This is a genomic window from Streptomyces rubrogriseus (genome assembly GCF_027947575.1).
Classification (GTDB): Bacteria; Actinomycetota; Actinomycetes; order Streptomycetales; family Streptomycetaceae; genus Streptomyces; species Streptomyces rubrogriseus.
This window is the reverse complement of sequence record NZ_CP116256.1, coordinates 3,058,209-3,081,386: the sequence shown is the minus strand read 5'-3', so window position 1 is coordinate 3,081,386 and position 23,178 is coordinate 3,058,209. Positions and strand designations below refer to the sequence as shown.

Below are 23,178 nucleotides of genomic sequence, written 5' to 3'. Positions count from 1 at the left end.
TTTTTCAGGCAGCCGCTTCCCTCGCCTTCTCCTCGGGGGGCCGCCCCGCCGCCTCCCGGTGGATCGGTGCCGCCCCGCCCGTCAGCGGGACGCCCGTACCGCCGCGGCGGGCCGCGACGATCTCCGCCGCGATGGACAGGGCCGTCTCCTCGGGGGTACGGGCGCCGAGGTCGAGGCCGATCGGTGAACGCAGCCGGGACAGCTCGTCCCCGCTCAGACCGGCCTGGCGCAGTCGGCGGTCGCGGTCCTCGTGGGTACGGCGCGAGCCCATCGCGCCGACGAACGCGACCGGCATCCGCAGCGCCTCCGCCAGCAGTGGCACGTCGAACTTGGCGTCGTGGGTGAGCACGCACAGCACCGTGCGCCCGTCGGTCGGGGTGTCCCGCAGGTAGCGGTGCGGCCAGTCGACGACGACCTCGTCGGCCTCGGGGAAACGGGCCGGGGTGGCGAAGACGGGCCGGGCGTCGCACACCGTGACGTGATACCCGAGGAACTTCCCGGCCCGCACCAGCGCGGCGGCGAAGTCGACCGCGCCGAAGACGATCATGCGGGGCGGCGGCACGCTGGTCTCGACGAGCAGGGTGAGCCCGCCGGGGCAGTGCGAACCGTCCTCCGAGAGTCCGACCGTGCCGGTGCGCCCGGCGTCCAGCAGGGCACCGGCCTCGGCGGCCGCGGTGCGGTCCAGGTCGGGGTGGCCGCCCAGGCCTCCCGCGTGCGAACCGTCGGGCCGGACGAGCAGCGCCCTGCCCAGCAGCTCGGGCGGACCCTCGACGACCCGGGCGAGGGCCGCGGTCCCGCTCCGGGCGGCCGTGGCCAGCGCCGCCCGGAGCACCTCGCGCGAGGGCGCGTCGGCGCCGACCGGCGTGACCAGTACGTCGACGATCCCGCCGCAGGTCAGTCCGACCGCGAAGGCGTCCTCGTCGCTGTAGCCGAAGCGTTCGCGCAGCGTCTCCCCGGTGCGCAGGGCGTCGGCGCACAGGTCGTACACCGCGCCCTCCACACAACCGCCGGAGACCGAGCCGATCACGGTGCCCGCGCTGTCGACGGCGAGGGCGGCGCCGGGACCGCGCGGCGCGCTGCCCCCCACGGCGACGACGGTGGCGACCGCGAACTCCCGGCCCTCGGCGAGCCAGCGGTCCAGCTCCTCGGCGATGTCAAGCATCCGCCGCTCCCGAGCTCGCGGGCACCGCCGACAGCACCCGGTCCGGCCGGATCGGCAGGTTGCGGTGGCGTACGCCGGTCGCGTGCCAGACGGCGTTGGCGACGGCCGCCGCGGCGCCCACGATGCCGATCTCGCCGACGCCCTTGATGCCGACCGGGTCGTCGGGGTCGGGGTCGTCCACCCAGTCGGCCTGGATGTCGCCCACGTCGGCGTTGGTAGCCACGTGGTAGCCGGCGAGGTCGGGGGCGTAGAGGCCGCCGCTCGTCCGGTCCCGGACCGCCTCCTCGTGCAGGGCCATGGAGATGCCCCAGACCATGCCTCCGACGAGCTGGTTGCGGGCGGTGAGCGGGTTGACGATCCGGCCGGCCGCGAAGATGCCGAGCATCCGACGCACCCGCACCTCGCCGGTGGCGGTGTCCACGGCGACCTCGGCGAACTGCGCGCCGAAGGAGTGCCGTTCCTTCTGCGCGAGGGCGCCGAGCAGGGCGGTGGTGTCGGACCGTACGGTGATGCCCTCCGGCGGGATCGTCGTGCCCAGGGCCAGCCGCTCCCGCAGTTCGCGGGCCGCCTCCGTGACCGCCCAGGCCCAGGACCGCGTGCCCATCGAGCCGCCCGCGATCATCGCGGGGCCGAAGTCGCTGTCACCGATGCGCACCCGGACCCGGTCGGGCGCGACCTCGAGGGCGTCGGCGGCGACCAGGGTGAGCGCCGTACGGGCGCCGGTGCCGATGTCGGCGGCGGCGATCCGTACCGTGAACCCGCCGTCGGCCTCGGCGGTCACGACGGCCGTGGAGGGACCGGCACCCGAGTGGAAGGAGGCGGCGGCGGTGCCCGTGCCCAGCAGCCAGCGCCCGTCACGGCGAACGCCGGGTCGCGGGTCGCGCCCGGCCCAGCCGAACCGCCGGGCTCCTTCGCGGAAGCAGGCGTCCAGGTTGCGGCTGCTGAAGGGCAGACCGGAGACCGGGCCGACCTCCGGTTCGTTGCGCAGGCGCAGGGCGATGGGGTCTATGCCGCCGCGCTCGGCGAGTTCGTCGAGGGCCGATTCGATGGCGAAGGAGCCCGGTGCCTCGCCCGGCGCGCGCATGAACGTCGGCGACGGCACGTCGAGGGGCGCGACCTCGTTGGCCGTGTGGTGCGCCTCGGCGTCGTACATGACCCGGGCCACGCCCGCGCTGGGCTCGACGAACTCGTAGACGGTGGACGTCTGGTTCAGCGAGCGGTGCTCCAGGGCGCGCAGCCGGCCGTCGGCGTCGGCGCCGAGCCGGACGCGCTGGAGGGTGGGGCTGCGGTAGCCGGCCAGCGAGAACATCTGCCGCCTCGTCATGACCACGCGCACCGGCCGCTGCAGTTCGGTCGCGGCCATCACGGCGGCGACCTGGTGGGCGCGCAGGCCCTTGCTGCCGAAGCCGCCGCCGATGTGCTCGGAGCGCACCCGTACCGCGGAGGCGTCGAGGGAGAACAGGCTGGCCAGTTCGGTCTGGATCCAGGTGGTGCCCTGGTTGGAGTCGACGACCTCCAGCCGGCCGCCGTCCCACCGGGCGGTGGCGGCGTGCGGCTCCATCATGCTGTGGTGCTCTTCGGGAGTGGTGTACTCCTCGTCCACGACCACTGCGGAGGCGGCGAGTCCGGCCGCGAGGTCGCCCTTGGCGGTCTCGCCGGGCATGACCCCGCCGGCCGGGTGGGCCCCCGGGTGGTCGGCGGTGAGGGCGGTGTCGTGCGGTTCCTCGTCGTAGGCGACGACGAGGGCCTCGGCGGCCTCCCGGGCCTGCTCGGACGTCTCGGCGACGACGAGGGCGACCGGCCAGCCCACGTGGTGCACCCGGTCCTGCTGGAAGACGGCGGCGGTGGGGTCCGGCGGGATGCCGAGGAGGCCGACGTAGTCGGTGTCGACGCGCGGGGCGTTGCCGTGGTGCAGGACGGTGAGCACGCCGGGCATGGCGAGGACGGCCTCGGTGTCGAGGGAGCGGATGCGGCCGCGCGCGACGGTGGAGAGGACCAGCCATCCGTGCGCGAGGTCGGCGAAGGGGATCTCGCCCGCGTAGCGGGCCGCTCCGGTGACCTTGTCGCGGCCCTCGACGCGGGTGTGCGCGGTGCCGACGACGCCCCGGAGCGCCGTACGGCCGGTCGTGGCGGTGGTCATCGGGCGGTCTCCTCGGCGAGTTCGGTCAGGACGGCCACCGCGAGGTTGCGCATGAGGGTCACCTTGTATCCGTTGTCGGGCAGCGGCCTGGCGGCCGCGAGTTCGGCGTCCGCGGCGGCGGCGAAGGTGTCGCCGTCGGCCGGTGCGCCGGTGAGGACGGCCTCGGCCGCGCGGGCCCGCCAGGGCCGCGAGGCGACCGCGCCGAAGGCCAGCCGGGCCTCGCGTACGACGCCGTCCTCGACGTCGAGCGCGGCGGCGACCGAGCCGATCGCGAAGGCGTACGAGGCGCGCTCGCGCACCTTGCGGTAGCGGGAGCGGGCGGCGACCGGGGCGGGCGGCAGGGTGACTCCGGTGATCAGCGCGCCGGCCGGCAGTGCGGTCTCCCGGTGCGGGGTGTCCCCGACGGGGAGGTAGAAGTCGGCGAGCGGCAACTCGCCGGGGCCGTCGAGGGTTTCGTAGCCGACGACGGCGTCGAAGGCGGTGAGGGCCACCCCCATGTCCGAGGGGTGCACGGCGACGCAGTGGTCGGAGGCGCCCAGCACGGCGTGGTTGTGGTGTTCGCCGGTGACCGCGGAGCAGCCGCTGCCGGGGGCGCGCTTGTTGCAGGGCTTGCTCAGGTCGGTGAAGTAGCCGCAGCGGGTGCGCTGGAGCAGGTTGCCCCCGACGGTGGCCATGTTGCGCAGCTGGCCGGAGGCACCGGCCAGGACCGCCTGGGTCAGTGCCGGGTAGCGGCGGCGCACTTCGGGATGGGCGGCGAGGTCGCTGTTGGTGACGGTGGCGCCGATGCGCAGTCCGCCGTCCGCGGTCTCCTCGATGGCGTCCAGGGGGAGTTCACGGACGTCGACGAGCCGGGCGGGACGCTCGACGCCGGTCTTCATCAGGTCCACGAGGTTGGTGCCGCCGCCGAGGAAGCGGGCGTCCGGGTCGGCGGCGAGCAGCGCCACCGCGCCGGAGACGTCGTCGGCGCGCTGGTATCCGAACTCCCTCATGCGGCCGTCTCCTCGGTGGTCAGGTCCTGGTCGGCACGGTCGTCGTCCTGGGCCGCGGCCTGGTGGGCCTCGGCGGCGCGGGTGACGGCCTGGACGATGGAGACGTAGGCGCCGCAGCGGCACAGGTTGCCGCTCATCCGTTCGCGGATCTCGTCGGGCGTCAGGGGTGGCGGCCCGGCCTCGGGGCGGACGTCCTCGGTGGCGGCGCTGGGCCAGCCGGCCGCGTGCTCCTCGATGACCGCGATCGCCGAGCAGATCTGGCCGGGGGTGCAGTAGCCGCACTGGTAGCCGTCGAGGTCGAGGAAGGCCTGCTGGACCGGGTGCAGCCGGTCGCCCTCGGCCATGCCCTCGATGGTGGTGATCTCACGCCCCTCGGCGGCGACGGCGAGGTTCAGACAGGAGACGGCGCGACGTCCGTCGACCAGGACGGTACAGGCGCCGCACTGCCCCTGGTCGCAGCCCTTCTTGGTACCGGTGAGGTCGAGACGCTCGCGCAGGGCGTCGAGCAGGGTGGTGCGGTGGTCGACGGTCAGCTGGTGCTTCTCGCCGTTGATGTTCAGGGTGACGGCGCTGGACGTCGACGGGGGTACTGGGGCCATGATCAGCCTTCTTTGGTGTCTGGATACCGGGAAAACTGGCTGTAGGCAGTGGGTGCATGGGTGGGGGGGGCCGCTGTCCGCCGGTAGAGTGGGCGGACAACCGGACAACTGTCCATTCACTGAAAACGTAACGGACAGCTGTCCGCTTAGCAAGGTCGGGATTCGGCCACGAACCCGAAAGGAGGACGAGTGCCGCAGCCGAAGAAGGACAAGCCGGACACTCCGCTGCGCTCGGACGCCCAGCGCAACCGCGAGCGCATCCTGGCCGTGGCCACGGAGGAGCTGACGCACTGCGCGAACGCCCCCTTGAGCGCCATCGCCAAGAAGGCGGGCGTCGGGCAGGGCACCTTCTACCGCAACTTCCCCAACCGCGAGGCGCTCGTCCTGGAGATCTACCGCTACGGGATGCAGCAGGTGGCCGAGGCGGCACCCGAGATGCTGGCCGCCGGGGAACCCGACCTGGCCCTGCGCCAGTGGATGGACCGTCTCGCCGAGTTCGCGATGACCAAGGCGGGTCTGGCCGACGCGATCCGGCTGGTCACCAGCGCACCCGGGGCGCCGGAGAAGCCGCGCCCCACCCCGCTGGAGGACGCGGCCGAACTCCTGCTCCGTGCCAACCACGAGGCCGGCACGATTCGGCCCGGAGTGACCGGGGACGACTTCTTCCTCGTCCTCGGCGGGCTGTGGCTGATCGACCCCGGCGAGAACTGGCAGCCGCGGGTCACCCGGTTCCTGGACCTCGTCATGGACGGCCTGCGCGCCGGAGCTCCGGGCCGGTGACCGCGCCCCGGAAGCGGTAGCGGCGTTCGGGGCGTCCCGCGACCCCGTAGCGCAGGGACACCTCCGCGCTGCCCACGGTGTGGAAGTACTCCAGGTATCGGCGCGCGCTGACCCGGGAGATGCCGGTCAGCGCCGCGCACTCGCTGGCGGACAGGGTGCCGTCGGCCCCGCGGAGGGCGCGCTCGACGAGTTCGGCGGTCTCCACACTCATGCCCTTGGGCAGCCCCGGGGCCGGCCCGGCCGGTGCCGCGGCCCCGGCCAGTACCCGGTCGACGTCGGCCTGGCTGCGCACCACCGTGCCGAGCAGCCGGCCCCGCTGGACCGCGTAGCGCTGCAGCCGGACCCGAAGGTCCTCGAACTCGAAGGGTTTGAGGAGGTAGTCGACCACGCCGTGCCGCACGGCGCCGCGCACCGCGTCCGCCTCCCGGGCGGCGCTGATGACCATGACGTCGCAGTCGTGGCCCGCGGCGCGCAGCCGTGGGATGACGTCGAGGCCGAAGACGTCCGGCAGGTACAGGTCGAGCAGCACCAGGTCGGGGCGCAGCTCCCCGACGGCGGCCAGCGCCTGCTCCCCGGTGCCCGCGACCCCGAGCACCCGGAAGGGCTCGACCCGTTCGACGAACGCGCGGTGGACGCGGGCCACCATGAAGTCGTCGTCGACGACGAGCACGCCGATCGGGGCGGCGCCCGGGGACGTCTCCAGGGGTGCGGCGGTCGGGGCGGTCGCGTCGGGCGTGCCGCTCGTAGCCGTCATGGTGCTGCTCCTTCCGCCACCGCGTCGGTGAGGTGGCTGACGGTCATGCGTGCGGTGAACACCGCCCCCTCGGGGGTGTTGGTCACCGAGATCTCACCGCCGTGACGTTCGCAGACCAGCCGGGTCAGCGCCAGGCCGATGCCGCGCTCGCCCTGCCGGGCGGCCTTGGTGGTGAAGCCGTGCGAGAAGACCTCCTGGGCCAGTTCGGGCGCCACACCGGGCCCGGAGTCGCGGACCACGATCTCGACGCTGGCGGCGTCCTGCCGCAGCTCGACCTCGACCCAGGCCTCGGGCGCGTCGCCCGGGGCCGCGGCGGCGTCCACGGCGTTGTCGACGAGGTTGCCGACCACGGTCGCCACGTCGGCGGCGTCGGCCGGCTCCAGCCGGTCCAGCGCCGTGCGGTCCGAGACGCGCAGCGCGACCCTGCGCTCGGCCGCGAGGGAGGACTTCGCCGTGATCAGCGCGGCCACGGCGGTGTCCCGGACCCGGCGGCTGAGGGTGACGTCCAGGGACTGGCGGCGCTGGTTGAGCCCGCGGACGTAGCGCACCACCTCCTCCTGCTCACCGATCTGGATGAGGCCGGAGATGGTGTGCAGCTGGTTGGCGAACTCGTGGGCCTGGGCGCGCAGCAGCTCGGAGGTGGAGCGGAAGGAGCCGATCTCCCGCTCCAGACGTGCCAGTTCGGTGCGGTCGCGCAGGGTGGTGACCGAGCCGAGCGGGCGGCCGTCCTTGGTGACGGTCATACGGTTCATGACCAGGACCCGGCCGTGGCGGACGACGACCTCGTCGCGCGGTTCGGCCGCCTCGCGGGCGGCGCCCGCGAGGACGTCGCGCAGCCGCCCGTCGATGCCGAGGCCGTCCAGGCTCTGGCCCACGCAGTCGGCGGGCAGGTCGAGCAGACGCCGGCCCATCTCGTTGACCAGGGTGAGCCGGTGCTGCGGGTCGAGGGCGACGACGCCCTCCGCGATGCCGTACAGCATGGCCTCCCGGTGCTCGGCGAGGCCGGCGATCTCGCGCGGCTCCAGGCCGAGGGTCTGCCGCTTGACCCGCCGGGCCAGCAGCCAGGAACCGGCCACGCCGAGACCGCTGGCGACGCCGAGGTAGGCGAGGAGGTAGGAGGAGGCGCCGCTGAGCCGCTGCCACACGGTGGGATCGGCCTCGCCGACCATCACCGTGCCGAGGTGGCGGCCGAGGGTCTGCCGGGTGGCCCCGAGCACCGGGACCTGGGCGACCAGTTCCCGGCTGCCCTGCACGGTCAGCGGCCCCGACCAGCCGCTCGTGGCACCGGCGCCCTTCGCGCGCGGCAGCCGGGCGCCGATCAGCGTGGGGTCGGTGGAGCTGACGACCCGGCCGTGGGCGTCGGCCACCGTGACGGAGGTGACCCCGGACTGTGTCTGCGTGGAGTTGACCAGCGGGGCGAGGGCCTCCTGCGGCACCGGCCGCAGCAGCTGGCTGCGCACCAGCGGCGTGGCGGCCAGCTGCTCGGCCAGGGCGGTGACCCGGCGGCCCTCGACGCGGTTGAAGGTGGCCTTGGACTGGGCGAGCGAGACGGCGGCCACCGCGAGCAGGACGACCACGACGATGGCGAGCTGGAGGACCAGCATCTCGCCCGCGAGGGTCTGACGGCGGAAGGTGGGGGCCACGGCGGACTCGTTCTCGGCTCACGGAGGGGCGGGGGGCGGGGACGGGATTGCGGTGACCGGCGGGCTGACCGGTGGGTGTGCCGGGTCGCCATCATGGCGCCCACCTGCGGCGAGGGAAAGGGATGTGCCTGCTTCGCAATGAACCGGCGACCCGACAGCGATGTGACGCCCCGAAACGGCGACCCGACAGCGATGCGACGCCCTGAACCGGTCACGCGGTCTCGGCGACCGCAATGAACACAACCTCCCTTGGTTCCGCAAGGAAGACACGGGACAGGCGCGCGGGCACCATGTGGCCCACGTCACCCTCCCCCACAGGGCCTCCCCAACGAACTACCCAACCGACAGGTGGTGTCATACGTGCGCCTGCGCACCCCCCTTGCCCTGCTAGGGGCCGCCGTGCTCGTGCTGGCCGGACCGCCGTTGCTCTCCTCGGGCGACGACTCGGACTCCGGCACCCAGATTCCGGGCCTGCGCTTCATGGTTCCCAACACGCCCGGCGGCGGCTACGACATCACCGCCCGCACGGCCGCGAAGAACGCCGAGGACGCCGGGCTCACCCACAACATCGAGGTGTTCAACCTGCCCGGCGCGGGCGGCACCGTGGGCCTGAGCCGGCTGGTGAGCGAGCACGGCAACGGCAAGCTCGCCATGTCCATGGGTCTCGGCGTCGTGGGCGCCGTCCGCTCCAACCACGCGCCCAAGACCCTCGCCGACACCACGCCGATCGCGCGGCTGACCGAGGAGCAGGACGTCGTCGTGGTCGGCAAGGACTCGCCGTACAAGACGATCGACGAGCTGATCGACGCCTGGAAACAGGATCCGGGGAAGATCCCGGTGGGCGGTGGTTCGTCCCCGGGTGGACCCGACCACCTCGCGCCGATGCTGATGGCGCAGGCCGCCGGGATCCAGCCGAAGTCGGTCAACTACATCCCGTTCGACGGCGGCGGCGAGCTGCTCGCCTCGATCCTCGGCAACAAGGTCGGCTTCGGGGTCTCCGGCGTCGGCGAGTACCTGGACCAGATCAAGGCGGGCGAGCTGCGGGTGCTCGCGGTGACCGGTCCCGAGCGGGTGGACGACCTCAAGGACGCGCCCACGCTCAAGGAGTCCGGCTACGACGTGAACTTCACCAACTGGCGGGGCATCGTCGCTCCGCCCGGTCTGTCCGAGGCCCAGCGCGACAAGCTGACCCGCCTCGTCGAGGAACTGCACGACTCCCCCGAGTGGAAGAAGTCCATGGACCAGAACGGCTGGGACGACGCCTTCCTGACCGGTGAGGAGTTCGGCGACTTCCTGGACGCCCAGGACGAGCGCGTGGTGTCGGTGCTGAAGGAGCTGGGGCTGTGACGACGCGGACCGAACTCACCGAGGAGCCCGGGGAAGCGGCCGCCGGCCGGCGCTCGTGGCTGCGCGACCACTCCGAACTGGGCGTGTGCGTCCTGCTGCTGGCGCTCGGCGTGCTCGTCCTGACCGACGCGCTCGCCATGGACGTCGACATCACCCAGCGGGGCCCGGTCGGCCCCAAGACCGTGCCGGTCGTGGTGGGCGTCGGCCTGCTGGTGATAGCCGCGCTGCTCGCCGTCGACGTGCTGCGCGGCGGCCGGGGCGAGGCCGAGGGCGGCGAGGACGTCGACCTGTCCGAACCGGCCGACTGGCGCACGGTGCTGCTGCTGTCCGGGATCTTCCTCGGCGCCGCCGCCCTGATCGAGCCGGCCGGCTTCCCCGTGGCCGGGGCGCTGCTCTTCTGGGGCGCCGCCTTCGCCCTCGGCAGCCGCCGCGTGGACCGCGATCCGCTGATCGCCGCGGTGCTGTCCCTGATCACCTATGTCGTCTTCGACAAGCTGCTCGGCGTGCCGCTGCCCGGCGGTCCGCTGATGGGAGTGCTCTGACATGAACGCCCTCAACTCCCTCATGGACGGGTTCGGCACGGCCCTGACCCCGCTCAACCTGCTGTGGGCCGCGCTCGGTGTGCTGCTCGGCACGGCCATCGGCGTCCTGCCCGGCATCGGCCCCGCGATGGCGGTGGCACTGCTGCTGCCGGTGACGTACGGCCTTGACCCGGTCGCGGCGTTCATCATGTTCGCGGGCATCTACTACGGCGCGATGTTCGGCGGTTCTACCACCTCCATCCTGCTCAACACGCCGGGCGAGAGCGCCGCCGTGGTCGCGGCCATGGAGGGCAACCCGATGGCCAAGGCGGGACGCGGCGCGCAGGCGCTGGCCGCCGCCGCCATCGGCCACTTCGCGGGCGGCATGATCGGCACGGTCCTGCTCGTGGCCCTCGCCCCGACGGTCGCCGACCTGGCCGTGGACATCGGTGCCCCGGACTACTTCGCCATCATGGTGCTGGCGTTCATCGCCGTGACGTCGGTGCTGGGTTCGTCGCGGATCAGAGGCCTGGCCTCGCTGCTGATCGGGCTGACGATCGGGCTGGTGGGCCTGGACCAGATGACGGGCCAACAGCGGCTGACCTTCGGCTCGCTGCAACTCGCCGACGGTGTGGACGTGGTGATCGTGGCGGTCGGTCTGTTCGCGATCGGCGAGGCGCTGTGGGTGGCGGCCCATCTGCGGCGCGGGGCGGCCGAACCGATTCCGGTGGGCCGTCCCTGGCTCGGCCGCGCCGACGTGAAGCGCACCTGGAAGTCCTGGCTGCGCGGTCCGCTCATCGGCTTCCCGTTCGGCGCGATCCCGGCGGGCGGCGCGGAGATCCCGACCTTCCTGTCGTACGTCACGGAGAAGCGGCTTTCCAAGCACAAGGACGAGTGGGGCAAGGGCGCCATCGAGGGCGTGGCCGGCCCGGAGTCGGCGGCGTCGGCCTCGGCCGCGGGCACGCTGGTGTCCATGCTGACGCTGGGCCTGCCGACCACCGCGGTCGCGGCGGTCATGCTGGCCGCCTTCCAGCAGTACGGCATCCAGCCGGGCCCGCTGCTCTTCGAACGCGAGCCCGAGCTGGTGTGGGGTCTGATCGCCTCGCTGTTCGTGGGCATGGTGCTGCTGCTCGCCCTGAACCTGCCGCTGGCACCGGTGTGGGCGAAGCTGCTGCGGATCCCGCGGCCGTACCTCTACGCGGGGATCATGTTCTTCGCCGCGGTCGGCGCCTACGCGGTCGGCGGTGAGGTGGTCGACCTGGTGATCCTGCTGGTCATCGGTCTGATCGGGTTCGGCATGCGGCGCTACGGGCTGCCCATCCTGCCGGCCGTGATCGGCGTCATCCTCGGCCCGAACGCCGAGCAGCAGCTGCGCCGCGCCCTGCAGATCAGCGACGGCAGCGTGTCGGGCCTGGTCAACACGCCGTTCTCGGTGACGGTGTACGCGGTGATCGTGCTGCTGCTGGCCTGGCCGCTGGTGAAACGGCTGCTGGGCCGGGGACGGACGCGGGTGAACGCCTGATACCCGGTCCGCTCCGGCGGCGCGGCTCACGGCGAGGTGGCGGTGGCGCAGGACACCGCCACCCGTTCAGCCCAGGAAGCTCAGCCGGACCCGGCGGTCGGGGTTGTCCCGGTTGGTGTCCACCAGGCACACCGACTGCCAGGTTCCGAGTTCCAGGCGGCCGGCGATCACCGGCAGCGTCGCGTGCGGCGGTACGAAGGCGGGCAGGACGTGGTCGCGGCCGTGTCCGGGGCTGCCGTGGCGGTGCTGCCAGCGGTCGTCGGCCGGGAGCAGCGTGTGCAGGGCGGACAGCAGGTCGTCGTCGCTGCCGGCGCCCGTCTCGATGATCGCGATCCCGGCGGTGGCGTGCGGGACGAAGACGTTGAGGAGGCCGTCGCGGCCGGACGCCACGTCGCGCAGGAAGGACTCGCAGTCACCGGTGATGTCGGCGACCCGCTCGGCCGAGCCGGTGGCGAGGCTGAGGACTCGGGTGGTGAAGGCATCTGGCATGACCCCATCCTGACACCGGGGGAAGATCGGGGCCTGCGGCGCCGTTGGTAGAAGCGTGAACAACACACGCGAGGTCGAGGTCGTCGTCATCGGGGCCGGTCAGGCCGGACTCGCCGCCGCCTATCACCTGCGACGCACGGGCTTCGAGCCGGAGCGCGACTTCGTGGTGCTCGACCACTCCCCCGGTCCCGGCGGCGCCTGGCAGTTCCGCTGGCCGTCGCTGACGTACGGCAAGGTGCACGGCATGCACGCCCTACCGGGCATGGAGCTGACCGGGGCGGATCCGGCGCGGCCGTCCGCCGAGGTGGTGAGCGGGTACTTCGCGGAGTACGAGCGGACCTTCGACCTGCGGGTACGGCGGCCAGTGGACGTCCAGGGCGTACGCGAGGGGGCGGACGGGCGGCTGCTCGTCGAGACGTCGGCCGGGTCCTGGTCGACGCGCGCGCTGATCAACGCGACCGGCACCTGGGACCGACCCTTCTGGCCGCGCTACCCGGGGCAGGAGACCTTCCGCGGACGGCAGCTGCACACCGCGCAGTACGCCGGGCCCGAGGAGTTCACCGGCCTGCGCGTGATCGTGGTCGGCGGCGGCGCCTCGGGGACGCAGCACCTGCTGGAGATCGCACCGTACGCCGCGGCCACCACGTGGGTGACCAGGAGGCCCCCGGTCTTTCGCGAGGGCCCTTTCGACGAGGAGGCGGGCCGGGCCGCGGTGGCGCTCGTGGAGGAACGGGTGCGGCAGGGGCTGCCGCCGAAGAGTGTGGTGTCGGTGACGGGGCTGCCGCTGAACGACGCGGTCCGGGCCGGGCTGGAGTCGGGCGTACTGGACCGGCAGCCCATGTTCGACCGGATCACGCCCGAGGGGGTGGAGTGGGACGGCGGGCGGCGGGTGGCCGCGGACGTCATCCTGTGGGCGACCGGGTTCCGGGCCGCCGTCGACCATCTGAGGCCGCTGCGGCTGCGGGAGGCCGGAGGCGGGATCCGGGTCGAGGGGACGCGCGCGGTCGCCGACCCGCGGATCCATCTCGTCGGCTACGGGCCCTCCGCCAGCACCATCGGCGCCAACCGGGCGGGACGCGCGGCCGTTCGGGACATCAGGCGGCTGCTGGCCGAGGAGGAGCCGGTCGCCGCGTGACGCCCCGACCGGTCACTTTTCGGCCTCGCCCCCGGCCTGCTTCGAGGCGCTCTGCTGGAGGCGGTTGAACTCGTCCACGTTGCGGCGGTGTTCGGCGTAGTCGGCGGTGAAGCGCGTGTCGCCCGGCTTGACCGTGACGAAGTACAGCCAGTCACCGGGGGTCGGGTTGATCGCGGCGGTCATCGCCTCGTCGCCCGGATTGGCGATGGGGGTGGGCGGCAGCCCCATGCGCTGGTACGAGTTGTAGGGACTGTCGATCTTCGTGTCCTTGGTGGTGGTCTTCAAGGTGCTACGGCCCAGCGCGTAGTTGATGGTGGAGTCCATCTGCAGTGGCATGCCGCGTTCCAGCCGGTTGAAGATCACCCGGGCCACCTTGCCCATGTCCTCGTTGGCCGCGGCCTCCGCCTGCACGATGCTGGCGATGGTGACCGCCTGATAGACGTTCAGCGCGTTGCGCTGGGCGCCCGCGGCGACCGGCGCGCCGGTGAACTTCTTGTTCGCCGTGTCGACCATGGCCGTCAGCAGCTTCTCCGGGGTCGGTTCCGCGCCGAGCGGATAGGTCGCCGGGAAGAGGTAGCCCTCGGGGTTGCCCTCGGCGTCGTTGGGCAGTTTGAGGTTGGCCTTGGCCAGGGACTTCTTGGTGGTGCCCGCGGGCAGCGCGAGGGCTTTGTCGACGGCTCCGTAGACCTGGGTCGCGCGCCAGCCCTCCGGGATCACCAGGGACGCGGGACGGGACTCGCCCTCGTCGTCCGTCGTCAGCAGCGGCACCGCCACGGCGGCACCGGCCACGACGGCGCCGGCCGCGATCAGGGCGATACGGCCCCGACGGGTCAGCCGGACCGCTCTCCTGGGGCTTCTGGGACTTCTGGGACTTCCAGGGACTCTGAGGCCTGTGGGGCTCCTGAGGCTCCTTCTCGGGCCTCTGGTGCTCCTGGCGCTCCTGGCACTCCTGGTGCTTCTCGCGCTCCGTGACGGAGTGTTCATCTGCATGCGGGCACGGTAACCGCCGTATGCACACAAACCCGGCATATCTTCATCTTGTCGGCTCCAGTCGGGCGTCCCGGCGGACCAGCGCGGCATACCTCCCGTCCTGCGCCAGCAGTGCCTCGTGCGTGCCCTGTTCGGCCAGGCGTCCGGAGTCGAGGACCACGATCCGGTCGGCGTCACGGACGGTGGACAGGCGGTGGGCGATGGTGATCGTGGTGCGGTTGGCGGACAGGGCGTCGATGGCGCCCTGCACGGCGGCCTCGGTACGGGTGTCCAGGGCGCTGGTCGCCTCGTCCAGGACGAGGACGGGCGGGTCGCGCAGGATGGTGCGGGCGATGGCCAGACGCTGCTTCTCGCCGCCGGAGAAGCGGTGGCCGCGCTCCCCGACCACGGTGTCGTAGCCGTCGGGCAGGGCGGCGATGTGATCGTGGATCTGGGCCGCCCTCGCCGCCGCCTCCAGCTCGGCGTCCGTGGCGTCCGGCTTGGCGAAGCGCAGGTTCTCGGCGACGGAGGCGTGGAAGAGGTACGTCTCCTGCGAGACGACGCCGACCGCGCGGGCGAGGGTGTCGAAGTCGAGGTCGCGCACGTCGACCCCGTCGAGGGTGACCCGGCCGTCCGTCACGTCGTACAGCCGCGGCACCAGATGGCCGAGCGTGGACTTGCCGGCGCCGGTGGGACCGACCACGGCGAGGCTGCTGCCGGCCGGAACGGTCACGTCGATGCCGTCGAGGACCGGACCGCCCTTGCCGCCGTAGCCGAACCCGACGCCCTCGAAACGGATCTCGCCCTTGATGTGGTCGAGGTGGACGGCGTCCTTTCGCTCGGTGATGTCGATCGGCAGGTCGAGGTACTCGAAGATGCGCTGGAAGAGCGCGAGCGAGGACTGGATCTGCACTCCGGTCGACAGCAGGCTCACGGTCGGGCGGAACAGCCCCTGCTGGAGCGAGACGAAGGCGACGATCGTACCGAGGGAGACGTCGGGGCCGCCGAGTTGCAGGGCGATGCCCGCGGTCCAGTAGATGACGGCCGGCATGGCGGCCATGACGATCGTGATGACGGCCATCCGCCACCGGCCCGCCATGTTCGACCTCACCTCCAGGTCGACCAGGCTCTCGGACTCGTCCGCGAAGGCTCGGGTGAGCGAGTCGGACCGGCCCATGGTGCGGCCGAGCAGGATGCCGCTGACGGAGAGCGACTCGGTGACCGTGGCGGCCATCGCGGCCATCTGCTTCTGGCGCCGGGTGGTGATCTTCCTGCGTTCCCTGCCGACGCGACGGCTGATCCACACGAAAACCGGGAGCAGGAGCAGCGAGACGACGGTGAGGCGCCAGTCGAGGACGACCATGGCGACGATCGTGGCGACCACGCTGGTCAGGTTGGACACCAGTGAGGTCGCCGTGGAGGTGACGGTGGCCTGCATGCCGCCGATGTCGTTGGCGATGCGGGACTGGACCTCGCCGGTGCGGGTGCGGGTGAAGAAGGCGAGGGACATCTGCTGGAGCCGGCCGTAGACGGCGGTACGCAGGTCGTGCATGACGCGCTGGCCCACGGTCGTGGAGATCAGGGTCTGCAGCACGCCGAAGACGCTGGTGAGGACGGCACCGAAGATCATGCCGAGGGCGAGCAGGCTCAGCAGGCCGGTGCGCCCCTCGGGGATGGCGACGTCGAGGATCTCCTTGAGCAGGAAGGGCGTGGCGACCGACACCAGGGACGCGGCACCGACCAGCAGGCCGACAACCGCGAGGCGGCCGCGGTAGGGGCGGAACAGCTTCAGGATGCGGCGCACCTGCCGGGGCTGTTGTTCCACGGCGTCGGCGGGTGCGGTCCAGGCGGATTCGCGATCGGGGTGCATGGGCTCCTTCGGAGGCGGCGAGGAGGGCCGGCGGAATCCTCGGGCGGCAGGCCTGCTGGGCCTGCGGCGGACTTTCGCCAACCTTACGGATCATAGGTCATTGTTACCTATACTCACAATGAACATCATCCTGTTATTGTTCCCGTATGACCGCCCCCGATCCCGACGGCCTGCTCGCCGAGCAGCTGCTGCGGCTCACCCGCAGGGTGCACCGCATCCAGAAGCGCCATCTCGAGCACCGCGACCTCGGCATCACCCCGGCCCAGTCCCGGCTCCTGCGCACGCTGGCGCACTGGGGCTCGCCTCCCCGCATGGCCGACCTGGCCGAGCGGCTGGAAGTCGTGCCCCGGGCGGTGACGACCCTGGTCGACGGGCTGGAGGCGGCCGGGAAGGTACGCCGTGTCCCGGACCCCGCCAACCGCCGGGTCATCCGGATCGAGCTGACCGACGACGGACGCGCCGCCCTGCGGGAACTGCGCGGTGCGCGCCGCTCCGCCGCCGAGGAGATCCTTGCCCCGCTGACGGACGAGCAGCGCGCGGTGCTGGGCGGACTGCTGGACACCCTGATCGACGGGCCCGACACGGGCGAGGGCCACCGGACGGCGTGACCCCCGGCCCGCGCGGGCTCTCAAGCCTTGAGGTGCGCCCTGTCTCCCATCACCACCACCGGGTGCTGGTCCGGGTCCAGCGTGCGCAGCAGGTACTCCATCGCCGGCTTGGGCAGGCTGACGCAGGCCGAGGTACCGCTGCCGTGGTCCATGTGCAGCCAGATCGAGCCGCCCTTGGACGCACCTTCGGGGCGGGTCGGATCGTTCGGCGGGGTGCCCTTGACGCGGTTGTAGTCGATGGCGATGACGTAGTCGAAGTCGTGCCAGTACGGCTTCGCCCACCACCGCGGTGCCGCGAAGCTCGCGGACCTGCTGTACGGCAGCCCTGTGCCGGGGGCCGGATCCGGGTCCGGGAGCACGCCGCCCGCGTCGCTGAGCGTGAACACGCCGACGGGGCTGCGCTTGTCGTTCTCGTGGTGGTCGGTCGTCCACCCCTTCGTGCCGTTGTGCCCCGCCCAACTCCGGTCGCGGTGCCAGGCGGAGCCCTGCTTGGTGTAGAGCACGACCGTGGAGTCGGCGGAATCGCTGCCGTCCCCGTACACCGCGACCACCTGGCGCGAGTCGCCCGGGATGCGGGTCTGGAGCCGGTCGCCGACACCGGGGATCCTCGTCGGGTCCGCCGAGGCGCTGCTCCGGCCCGCCTCGCCGGGGGATTCGCCCGCCCGGGAGTCCCCGCCGTTCCCCGACGGGCCGCCGCAGGCGGACAGCGCCGTTCCGGCCAGCAGGGTTCCAAGGGCCGCCATCGCGACCGCCGTACGCCGTCCACCACCACGTGCCATCCGTCCATGGTCGCACTCCCTTCGGACATTCCGTCAGGACGGGCGCGAAGCAGCGCGGGCGCCGCGGCGGGTGGTGTGGAGGCCGTGTGGCGGACCGCAGCCGGATTCGTGCCCCATCGCGGAAAACCGCTTGATTTTGGGCACGTCGCGACGCGAACCTTTCACGGTTTGCAGCCTCTTGATGCCGCATAGCGACGGCACCCCCTGACACGAGCCACTGGGACGTCATGCAGATCCAAGACCTTCCGTATCCCGACCCGGGTGTGCCGGACGCACGCTCGGGCCCCCGATTCCTGTGGTGGCTGTTCCGCAACCAGCTCGGTGGGCAACTCAAGTCACTGGCCTGGGGCCTGCTGCACTTCGCCTCCGTCTCCGCCCTGCCCTTCTGCGTCGGTCTCGCCATCCAGGCGGTCGTCGACCGCTCCGGCAGCCGGCTCGCCCTCGCGGGAGGCGTCATGATCCTGTGCTGTGTCGGCAACGCGCTCGGCGACACCTTCCTGCACCGCGCGGCCGTCACCAACTGGATCACCGCCGCCGCCCGCGTCCAGCAACTGCTGGCCCGCAGGACGGCGCTGCTGGGCTCGGCACTGACCCGGCGCGTCGCGGCCGGCGAGGTCGTGGCCGTGTCCACCGGCGACGTCGAGAAGATCGGCTGGTTCGTGGAGGCGGTCTCCCGCTTCACCGCGGCCGCGCTCACCATCGTGCTGGTCTGCGTGGCGCTGGTCGTCTACCAGCCCGCGCTCGGCGTCGTCGTGCTCGTGGGCCTGCCGGTGCTGGCCCTCGCGGTACTGCCCCTGCTGCCCCGCGCCACCCGGCGGGCCGACGTCCAGCGCGACAAGGCCGGCCGCGCCACCGAACTCGCCTCGGACACCGTCGCCGGACTGCGCGTGCTGCGTGGCATCGGCGGCGAGGAACTCTTCCTCGACCGCTACCGCGACGCCTCCCAGGAGGTGCGCCACGCTGCCGTGCGCAGCGCCCGCATGTGGTCCTTGATCTCCGCCATCCAGGTGCTGCTGCCCGGGCTGCTGCTGATCGCCGTGGTGTGGCACGGCGTCCACCTGGCCCGCGAGGGCCGTATCGACGTCGGCGAACTCGTCACCGTCTACAGCTCCGTCATGATCCTCACCTACCCGCTGCGGCACTTCGAGGAGATCGCCATGGCGTACTCCTTCTCCCGGCCCTCGGCCAAACGGGCGGCACGGGTGCTGTCCCTGGAACGCGCCACGGACACCGAGGGTTCGCGCCCAGCCGAGATCCCCACCGGCGACCTGTACGACCCCGCCACCGGTCTCCTGGCTCCGGCGGGCCGGTTCACCGCCGTGGTGTGCGGTGACCCGGACGCGGCCGGGCGGCTGGCGGAGCGGCTCGGCGGGCACCCGTCGGAAGAGGGCACGTCGGCCCTGCTGGGCGGGGTCCCGCTGGACGAGCTTCCCCTGAAGTCCGCGCGCACCGCCGTCCTGGTGCAGGACAAGGACCCGGTGCTGCTCTCCGGAACGCTCCGGGAGCTGCTGGACGTGCCCGCGTCCGGTGCCGTCGGCGCCGAGGACGCGCTGTCCGCCGCCCAGTGCGGTGACGTACTGACGGCGCTCGCGCAGGGCTCGCTCGGCGCCGGCGACGCGATGGACGCCCGCATCACCGAGCGCGGCCGTTCGTTGTCGGGCGGCCAGCGCCAGCGACTGGCGCTGGCCCGGTCCCTGATCACGGACCCGGAGGCGCTGGTCCTGGACGAACCGACCTCGGCGGTCGACTCGCACACCGAGGCGCGGATCGCGGAAGGCGTACGGGCACTGCGCACGGGGCGCACCACGGTGGTGTTCACCTCCTCGCCGCTGCTGCTGGACCGTGCGGACCGGATCGTGTTCCTGCACGAAGGCGAGGTCGCGGCGGTCGGCGCGCACCGGGAGCTGCTGCACACCGAGCCCCGGTACCGGGCGGTGGTGACCCGCGAGACCGACGAGGGGACCGTGGCGCACCCGGACGCCGTACCGGCCGGCGGGAAACCGGCCAAGCCCCTGGCCGACGACGGCCGCGCCGAGGTCCGGGACGGCTCCCTGAGCGACGACGACGTACTGCACCGACTGGAAGAGATCGAGGAAACGGCATGATCGGCGTCGCCCCACCGTCCTACGACCCGGCGGCTCCCACGACGGCGAACACCCTGCCCGTCGGCGCGCGCCCGACCGTGCGCGCGTACGTGGGAGAACTGCTGCGCCGGCACCGCCGGGCCTTCCTCTTCCTCGTCACCGTCAATACCGTCGCCGTGATCGCCTCGATGGCGGGCCCCTACCTGCTGGGCGGGCTCGTGGAGCGGGTCGCGGACGACGCGCGCGAGCTGCGTCTCGGCCTCACGGCCACGCTCTTCGTGCTCGCCCTCGTCGTGCAGGCCGTGTTCGTGCGCGAGGTGCGGCTGCGGGGGGCCGTGCTCGGTGAGCGGATGCTGGCCGATCTGCGCGAGGACTTCCTCGTGCGGTCGGTCGGACTGCCGCCCGGCGTGCTGGAACGGGCCGGCACGGGCGACCTGCTCTCCCGGATCACCACGGACATCGACCGGCTCGCCAACGCCATGCGCGAGGCCGTGCCCCAGCTCGCGATCGGCGCCGTGTGGGTGGTGCTGCTGCTCGGTGGCCTGGTGGTGACGGCGCCGCCGCTGGCGCCCGCGGTGCTGATCGCGGTGCCGCTGCTGGTGATCGGCTGCCGCTGGTACTTCCGCAGGGCGCCCGCCGCATACCGCTCGGAGGCCGCCGGGTACGCCGCGGTGGCCGCCGCGCTCGCCGAGACGGTGGACGCCGGGCGCACCGTGGAGTCCCATCGCCTCGACGCCCGTCGCATCGAGCTGTCCGAGCGCCGGATCGGGGAGTGGACGGCCTGGGAGCGCTACACCCTGTGGCTGCGGTCGGTGCTCTTCCCCGTCATCAACGTCACCCACGTGACCGTGCTCGCCTCCGTCCTGCTCATCGGCGGTGTCTTCGTCCTCCAGGGCTGGATCGGGGTCGGTCAGCTGACCACGGCCGCCCTGATCGCGCAGATGCTCGTCGACCCGGTCGGCATCATCCTGCGCTGGTACGACGAGCTGCAGGTGGCCCAGGTGTCCCTGGCCCGGCTGGTGGGCGTGCGGGACATCGAGCCGGACGCCGGTGACGCCACGCTGGTCCCCGACGGACGACGTGTGCACGCCGACCGCGTGCACTTCGGCTACCTCGAGGGCGTGGACGTCCTGCGCAAGGTGTCGCTGGAGGTCGCCCCGGGCACCAGGCTCGCCCTGGTCGGCCCCTCGGGCGCCGGCAAATCCACCCTGGGCAGGCTGCTCGCGGGCATCTACGGTCCGAGGGAGGGCCGGATCACCCTGGGCGGGGCGGAACTCTCCCGGATGTCCGCGGAACGGGTCCGCTCGCACGTCGCCCTGGTCAACCAGGAGCACCACGTCTTCGTGGGTTCCCTGCGCGACAACCTCCGGCTGGCCAGGACCGGCGCCACCGACGCCGAGCTGTGGGCGGCGCTGGGCGCGGTCGACGCGGACGACTGGTCCCGTGGGCTGGACGAGGGCCTGGACACCGAGGTCGGCTCGGGCGGCTTCGCGCTGACCCCGGCGCAGGCCCAGCAGATCGCGCTGGCCCGCCTGGTACTGGCTGACCCGCACACCCTGGTGCTGGACGAGGCGACGTCCCTGCTCGACCCGCGGGCCGCACGCCATCTCGAACGGTCCCTGGCCCGGGTCCTGGACGGTCGCACGGTGATCGCGATCGCCCATCGCCTGCACACCGCCCACGACGCGGACGTCATCGCCGTGGTCGAGAACGGCCGGATCAGTGAGCTGGGCAGCCACGACGAACTCGTCGCGGCGGACGGTGCCTATGCGGCACTGTGGCGGTCCTGGCACGGGTAGCCACGTCACGCTGCTCGAGAGGGGAGGAGAGGAGCCCGGCCCGGCGGTTACCCCGACGGCGTCCGTGCCGTTGCGCGGTCCCGAACGGGAGTGGAAGGCTGGGAGAAGGCACCGGCTCGAGGCAGGCCCGGGAACCGCGCGGTTCTCCGACGGGTGAGGCCTGTGCCCCGTGCAGCGGCGGCCCGCCGCCGTCCACGGTGAGAAGGGGCCGGTCCCCACCCCCTGGAGGTATCCGTGAACAGCGTCGACGGATGGGGAGATGACGTCTACCAGCCCGACGGATCCGAGCAGCGGGAGGACACCGGCCTGCTCGACGGTGAGGACACCCTTGAGGAGGACGGTGTCGACGATCCCCTCGACCGGGGCTGGTCCCCGCCCGAGCGCCCCTGGGCGGTGGAGCACACCGGTGTGACGGCCGCCGAACGCCGCCGCGGCGAGACGCTGGACCAGCGGCTCGCCGAGGAGCGGCCGGACGAGCTCGCGCCCGACGGAGACGGGCTGGGCGATTCCGAGGGCACCGACGGGGAACTGCTGGACAACGAGGTCGGCGCGGACCGCTCCGGCCGGCTCGTGGCACCCGATGAAGGGGTGCACGAGGACGAGGAGCCGGCGCTGGTCGCCATGGACGTGGGCATCGACGGCGCGGCCGCCTCCGCCGAAGAGGCCGCGATGCACGTGGTCGACGAGGACTCCCTGCCCGGCTGACGCCACTCGCGACGGCAGGCACCTGCCGTCGCCCCGATGAACCGTGCCGTACGAGGAGCAGCCATGCAGCAGGACAAGCATCCCGACTACCGGCCCGTCGTCTTCCGTGACCGCGGTGCCGGTTACGCCTTCCTCACCCGGTCCACCGCGACCAGCGACCAGACCATCGTGTGGGACGACGGCGAGACCTACCCGGTGGTGGAGGTGGAGATCTCCTCGGAAAGCCACCCCTTCTACACCGGCAAGGCGCGAACCGTGGACTCGGAGGGGCGCGTGGCCCGCTTCGAGCGGCGTTACGGCGCGGGCGAGGAACAGGACACCGGGGAAGCCGGCTGACCCGGCCGGCCGCAGGTCGCTCAGATGAAGTTGAGCGCCGCCGCGCCGCCCACTCCCCCGAGCAGCATGAACACCGGCATCAGCACCTTGAGCTCCACCCAGCTGCCCGCCCGGAACCGCATCGCCTTCGGCGGGCCGATGGGGTACCACCGCTTGCGGCCCACCGGTATGGGCCAGAGTATCGGGCAGCCGGAGACGGTCAGCGCGTCCCCGATGTCGTGCACCAGCGCGCCGAGCACGATCGGCAGCCCCAGCCACAGGTACTCCTGGCCCGGCGCGGTGAACAGCCAGTCCGCGCCACCGTCGGGCTTGTCCAGGATCCCGGCGAGGATCCATGCGCTGGTCCCGGCCAGCAGCCAGACCAGCACGTCGCTGCTGGAGCCGCGGGTGGCCCGCCAGAGCAGGCCCTCGATGGCCAGCACCATGTGCACGAAGAGGATCGCCAGGACCGCCCACCGGCCACCCGTGATGGCCAGGACCGAGGTGCCCCCGCCGATCAGGACCGCCCACAGCCAGGTGTGCGTCAGCGTGCGGTGCCCGCCGGTGCGGCGAGGGTCGCCCCGCTTCTTCGTGGCCTTGTAGACGGCGTAGGACAGCTTGTCCACGATCTCGCACAGCCCCCGTGAGACCGGTCCGAAGGCCCGGGAGATGGTGGCCGCCTTGTGGTCGAGGTCGGGGGCGAGCGCCGCTCCGGCGCAGATCAGGGCTCCGGCGAGCAGCACCGGCCAGGGCATCGGGTGTCCCGCGGCGGCGGTCGCCGCCCCGACGCCGAGCCACGCCGCGGCGCCCGACAGTGAGTGTGCTGGTCCCATCATCGCCGTTGCCCGCCCCATTCCTCGTGTGCCGCTGTGCAGTTGTCCGCGTCCGTGGTTGCCGCGTCGGCGACCCAGCGTAGCGTTCGTGATCTTCATGCGGACAGCCGATTCCCCCATCACGACCCGGGACAG

The 23,178-nt window shown here is 72.6% G+C and carries 21 protein-coding genes; 10 read left to right on the top strand and 11 right to left on the bottom strand.

The features are described 5' to 3' along the window. Positions 1–4 precede the first annotated feature (4 nt). From Sru02f_RS14110 to Sru02f_RS14095, 4 genes are read right to left on the bottom strand one after another with little or no spacing between them, the layout of a single operon-like run. The gene (locus tag Sru02f_RS14110) at positions 5–1,162 is read right to left on the bottom strand and encodes an XdhC family protein (RefSeq protein ID WP_109030367.1); all 1,158 of its coding nucleotides are present in this window, start codon (positions 1,160–1,162) and stop codon (positions 5–7) included. Further along, positions 1,155–3,302 (bottom strand): xanthine dehydrogenase family protein molybdopterin-binding subunit, encoded by a 2,148-nt coding sequence (locus Sru02f_RS14105; RefSeq protein WP_109030366.1) that lies wholly within the window; start codon positions 3,300–3,302, stop codon positions 1,155–1,157. Before Sru02f_RS14105 ends, Sru02f_RS14110 begins: the two co-directional genes overlap by 8 nt. Continuing rightward, positions 3,299–4,291 carry an FAD binding domain-containing protein gene (locus Sru02f_RS14100; RefSeq protein ID WP_109030365.1) on the bottom strand — a complete coding sequence of 331 codons (993 nt, stop codon included), beginning with the start codon at positions 4,289–4,291 and terminating at the stop codon, positions 3,299–3,301. The genes Sru02f_RS14105 and Sru02f_RS14100 overlap by 4 nt, the downstream gene beginning before the upstream one ends. Then, positions 4,288–4,890 (bottom strand): 2Fe-2S iron-sulfur cluster-binding protein, encoded by a 603-nt coding sequence (locus Sru02f_RS14095; RefSeq protein ID WP_109030364.1) that lies wholly within the window; start codon positions 4,888–4,890, stop codon positions 4,288–4,290. Before Sru02f_RS14095 ends, Sru02f_RS14100 begins: the two co-directional genes overlap by 4 nt. A gap of 189 nt (positions 4,891–5,079) precedes the next feature. Between Sru02f_RS14095 and xdhR the strand changes: the two genes are divergently transcribed. Next, positions 5,080–5,670 carry a purine salvage operon transcriptional regulator XdhR gene (xdhR, locus tag Sru02f_RS14090; protein ID WP_109030363.1) on the top strand — a complete coding sequence of 197 codons (591 nt, stop codon included), beginning with the start codon at positions 5,080–5,082 and terminating at the stop codon, positions 5,668–5,670. Here the strand turns inward: xdhR and Sru02f_RS14085 are convergent. Continuing rightward, positions 5,633–6,424 carry a response regulator gene (locus Sru02f_RS14085; protein ID WP_109030362.1) on the bottom strand — a complete coding sequence of 264 codons (792 nt, stop codon included), beginning with the start codon at positions 6,422–6,424 and terminating at the stop codon, positions 5,633–5,635. The two genes, xdhR and Sru02f_RS14085, sit on opposite strands and share 38 nt — an antisense overlap. Beyond that, on the bottom strand, positions 6,421–8,067 hold the full coding sequence (locus Sru02f_RS14080; protein ID WP_109030361.1) for a sensor histidine kinase: 1,647 nt from the start codon (positions 8,065–8,067) through the stop codon (positions 6,421–6,423). Before Sru02f_RS14080 ends, Sru02f_RS14085 begins: the two co-directional genes overlap by 4 nt. 360 nt (positions 8,068–8,427) lie before the next feature. On the opposite strand from Sru02f_RS14080, the gene Sru02f_RS14075 reads away from it, so the two are divergent. From Sru02f_RS14075 to Sru02f_RS14065, 3 genes are read left to right on the top strand one after another with little or no spacing between them, the layout of a single operon-like run. Beyond that, positions 8,428–9,414 carry a Bug family tripartite tricarboxylate transporter substrate binding protein gene (locus tag Sru02f_RS14075; RefSeq protein WP_164271625.1) on the top strand — a complete coding sequence of 329 codons (987 nt, stop codon included), beginning with the start codon at positions 8,428–8,430 and terminating at the stop codon, positions 9,412–9,414. Beyond that, on the top strand, positions 9,411–9,956 hold the full coding sequence (locus tag Sru02f_RS14070) for a tripartite tricarboxylate transporter TctB family protein (RefSeq protein WP_109030359.1): 546 nt from the start codon (positions 9,411–9,413) through the stop codon (positions 9,954–9,956). Before Sru02f_RS14075 ends, Sru02f_RS14070 begins: the two co-directional genes overlap by 4 nt. A 1-nt stretch (position 9,957) precedes the next feature. Continuing rightward, positions 9,958–11,457 (top strand): tripartite tricarboxylate transporter permease, encoded by a 1,500-nt coding sequence (locus tag Sru02f_RS14065; protein WP_109030358.1) that lies wholly within the window; start codon positions 9,958–9,960, stop codon positions 11,455–11,457. A gap of 66 nt (positions 11,458–11,523) precedes the next feature. Here Sru02f_RS14065 and Sru02f_RS14060 read toward each other — a convergent pair whose 3' ends face one another. Further along, positions 11,524–11,946, bottom strand: coding sequence for a secondary thiamine-phosphate synthase enzyme YjbQ (locus tag Sru02f_RS14060; protein ID WP_109030357.1), 423 nt, complete (start codon positions 11,944–11,946; stop codon positions 11,524–11,526). A 55-nt stretch (positions 11,947–12,001) separates the two neighbouring features. On the opposite strand from Sru02f_RS14060, the gene Sru02f_RS14055 reads away from it, so the two are divergent. Continuing rightward, positions 12,002–13,081 (top strand): NAD(P)-binding domain-containing protein, encoded by a 1,080-nt coding sequence (locus tag Sru02f_RS14055; RefSeq protein ID WP_109030356.1) that lies wholly within the window; start codon positions 12,002–12,004, stop codon positions 13,079–13,081. 12 nt (positions 13,082–13,093) lie between these two features. On the opposite strand, the gene mltG is transcribed toward Sru02f_RS14055, so the two are convergent. Together mltG and Sru02f_RS14045 are read right to left on the bottom strand one after the other, a co-directional pair. Further along, positions 13,094–13,855, bottom strand: a complete 762-nt coding sequence (gene mltG, locus Sru02f_RS14050; protein ID WP_109031409.1) for an endolytic transglycosylase MltG — start codon at positions 13,853–13,855, stop codon at positions 13,094–13,096. A 259-nt stretch (positions 13,856–14,114) separates the two neighbouring features. Further along, the gene (locus Sru02f_RS14045; RefSeq protein WP_109030355.1) at positions 14,115–15,920 is read right to left on the bottom strand and encodes an ABC transporter ATP-binding protein; all 1,806 of its coding nucleotides are present in this window, start codon (positions 15,918–15,920) and stop codon (positions 14,115–14,117) included. Between the two features lie 146 nt (positions 15,921–16,066). On the opposite strand from Sru02f_RS14045, the gene Sru02f_RS14040 reads away from it, so the two are divergent. Then, the gene (locus Sru02f_RS14040) at positions 16,067–16,528 is read left to right on the top strand and encodes a MarR family winged helix-turn-helix transcriptional regulator (RefSeq protein ID WP_109030354.1); all 462 of its coding nucleotides are present in this window, start codon (positions 16,067–16,069) and stop codon (positions 16,526–16,528) included. 20 nt (positions 16,529–16,548) lie between these two features. On the opposite strand, the gene Sru02f_RS14035 is transcribed toward Sru02f_RS14040, so the two are convergent. Further along, positions 16,549–17,307, bottom strand: coding sequence for a L,D-transpeptidase family protein (locus Sru02f_RS14035; protein WP_109030353.1), 759 nt, complete (start codon positions 17,305–17,307; stop codon positions 16,549–16,551). A 227-nt stretch (positions 17,308–17,534) separates the two neighbouring features. Between Sru02f_RS14035 and Sru02f_RS14030 the strand changes: the two genes are divergently transcribed. The 4 genes from Sru02f_RS14030 (at position 17,535) to Sru02f_RS14015 (ending at position 22,231) form a co-directional block, all read left to right on the top strand. Then, complete coding sequence (locus Sru02f_RS14030; RefSeq protein WP_109030352.1) at positions 17,535–19,412, top strand: ABC transporter transmembrane domain-containing protein; 1,878 nt, start codon at positions 17,535–17,537, stop codon at positions 19,410–19,412. Next, the gene (locus Sru02f_RS14025; RefSeq protein WP_109030351.1) at positions 19,409–21,190 is read left to right on the top strand and encodes an ABC transporter ATP-binding protein; all 1,782 of its coding nucleotides are present in this window, start codon (positions 19,409–19,411) and stop codon (positions 21,188–21,190) included. Before Sru02f_RS14030 ends, Sru02f_RS14025 begins: the two co-directional genes overlap by 4 nt. A 234-nt stretch (positions 21,191–21,424) precedes the next feature. After that, the gene (locus Sru02f_RS14020; RefSeq protein ID WP_109030350.1) at positions 21,425–21,895 is read left to right on the top strand and encodes a DUF5709 domain-containing protein; all 471 of its coding nucleotides are present in this window, start codon (positions 21,425–21,427) and stop codon (positions 21,893–21,895) included. Positions 21,896–21,958: 63 nt separating this feature from the next. Continuing rightward, a complete protein-coding gene (locus Sru02f_RS14015) occupies positions 21,959–22,231 on the top strand; it encodes a type B 50S ribosomal protein L31 (RefSeq protein ID WP_109030349.1) in 273 nt (90 codons plus the stop codon). Between the two features lie 20 nt (positions 22,232–22,251). Here the strand turns inward: Sru02f_RS14015 and Sru02f_RS14010 are convergent, their stop codons facing one another. Beyond that, on the bottom strand, positions 22,252–23,046 hold the full coding sequence (locus Sru02f_RS14010; RefSeq protein ID WP_003977680.1) for a metal-dependent hydrolase: 795 nt from the start codon (positions 23,044–23,046) through the stop codon (positions 22,252–22,254). Positions 23,047–23,178: the final 132 nt, after the last annotated feature.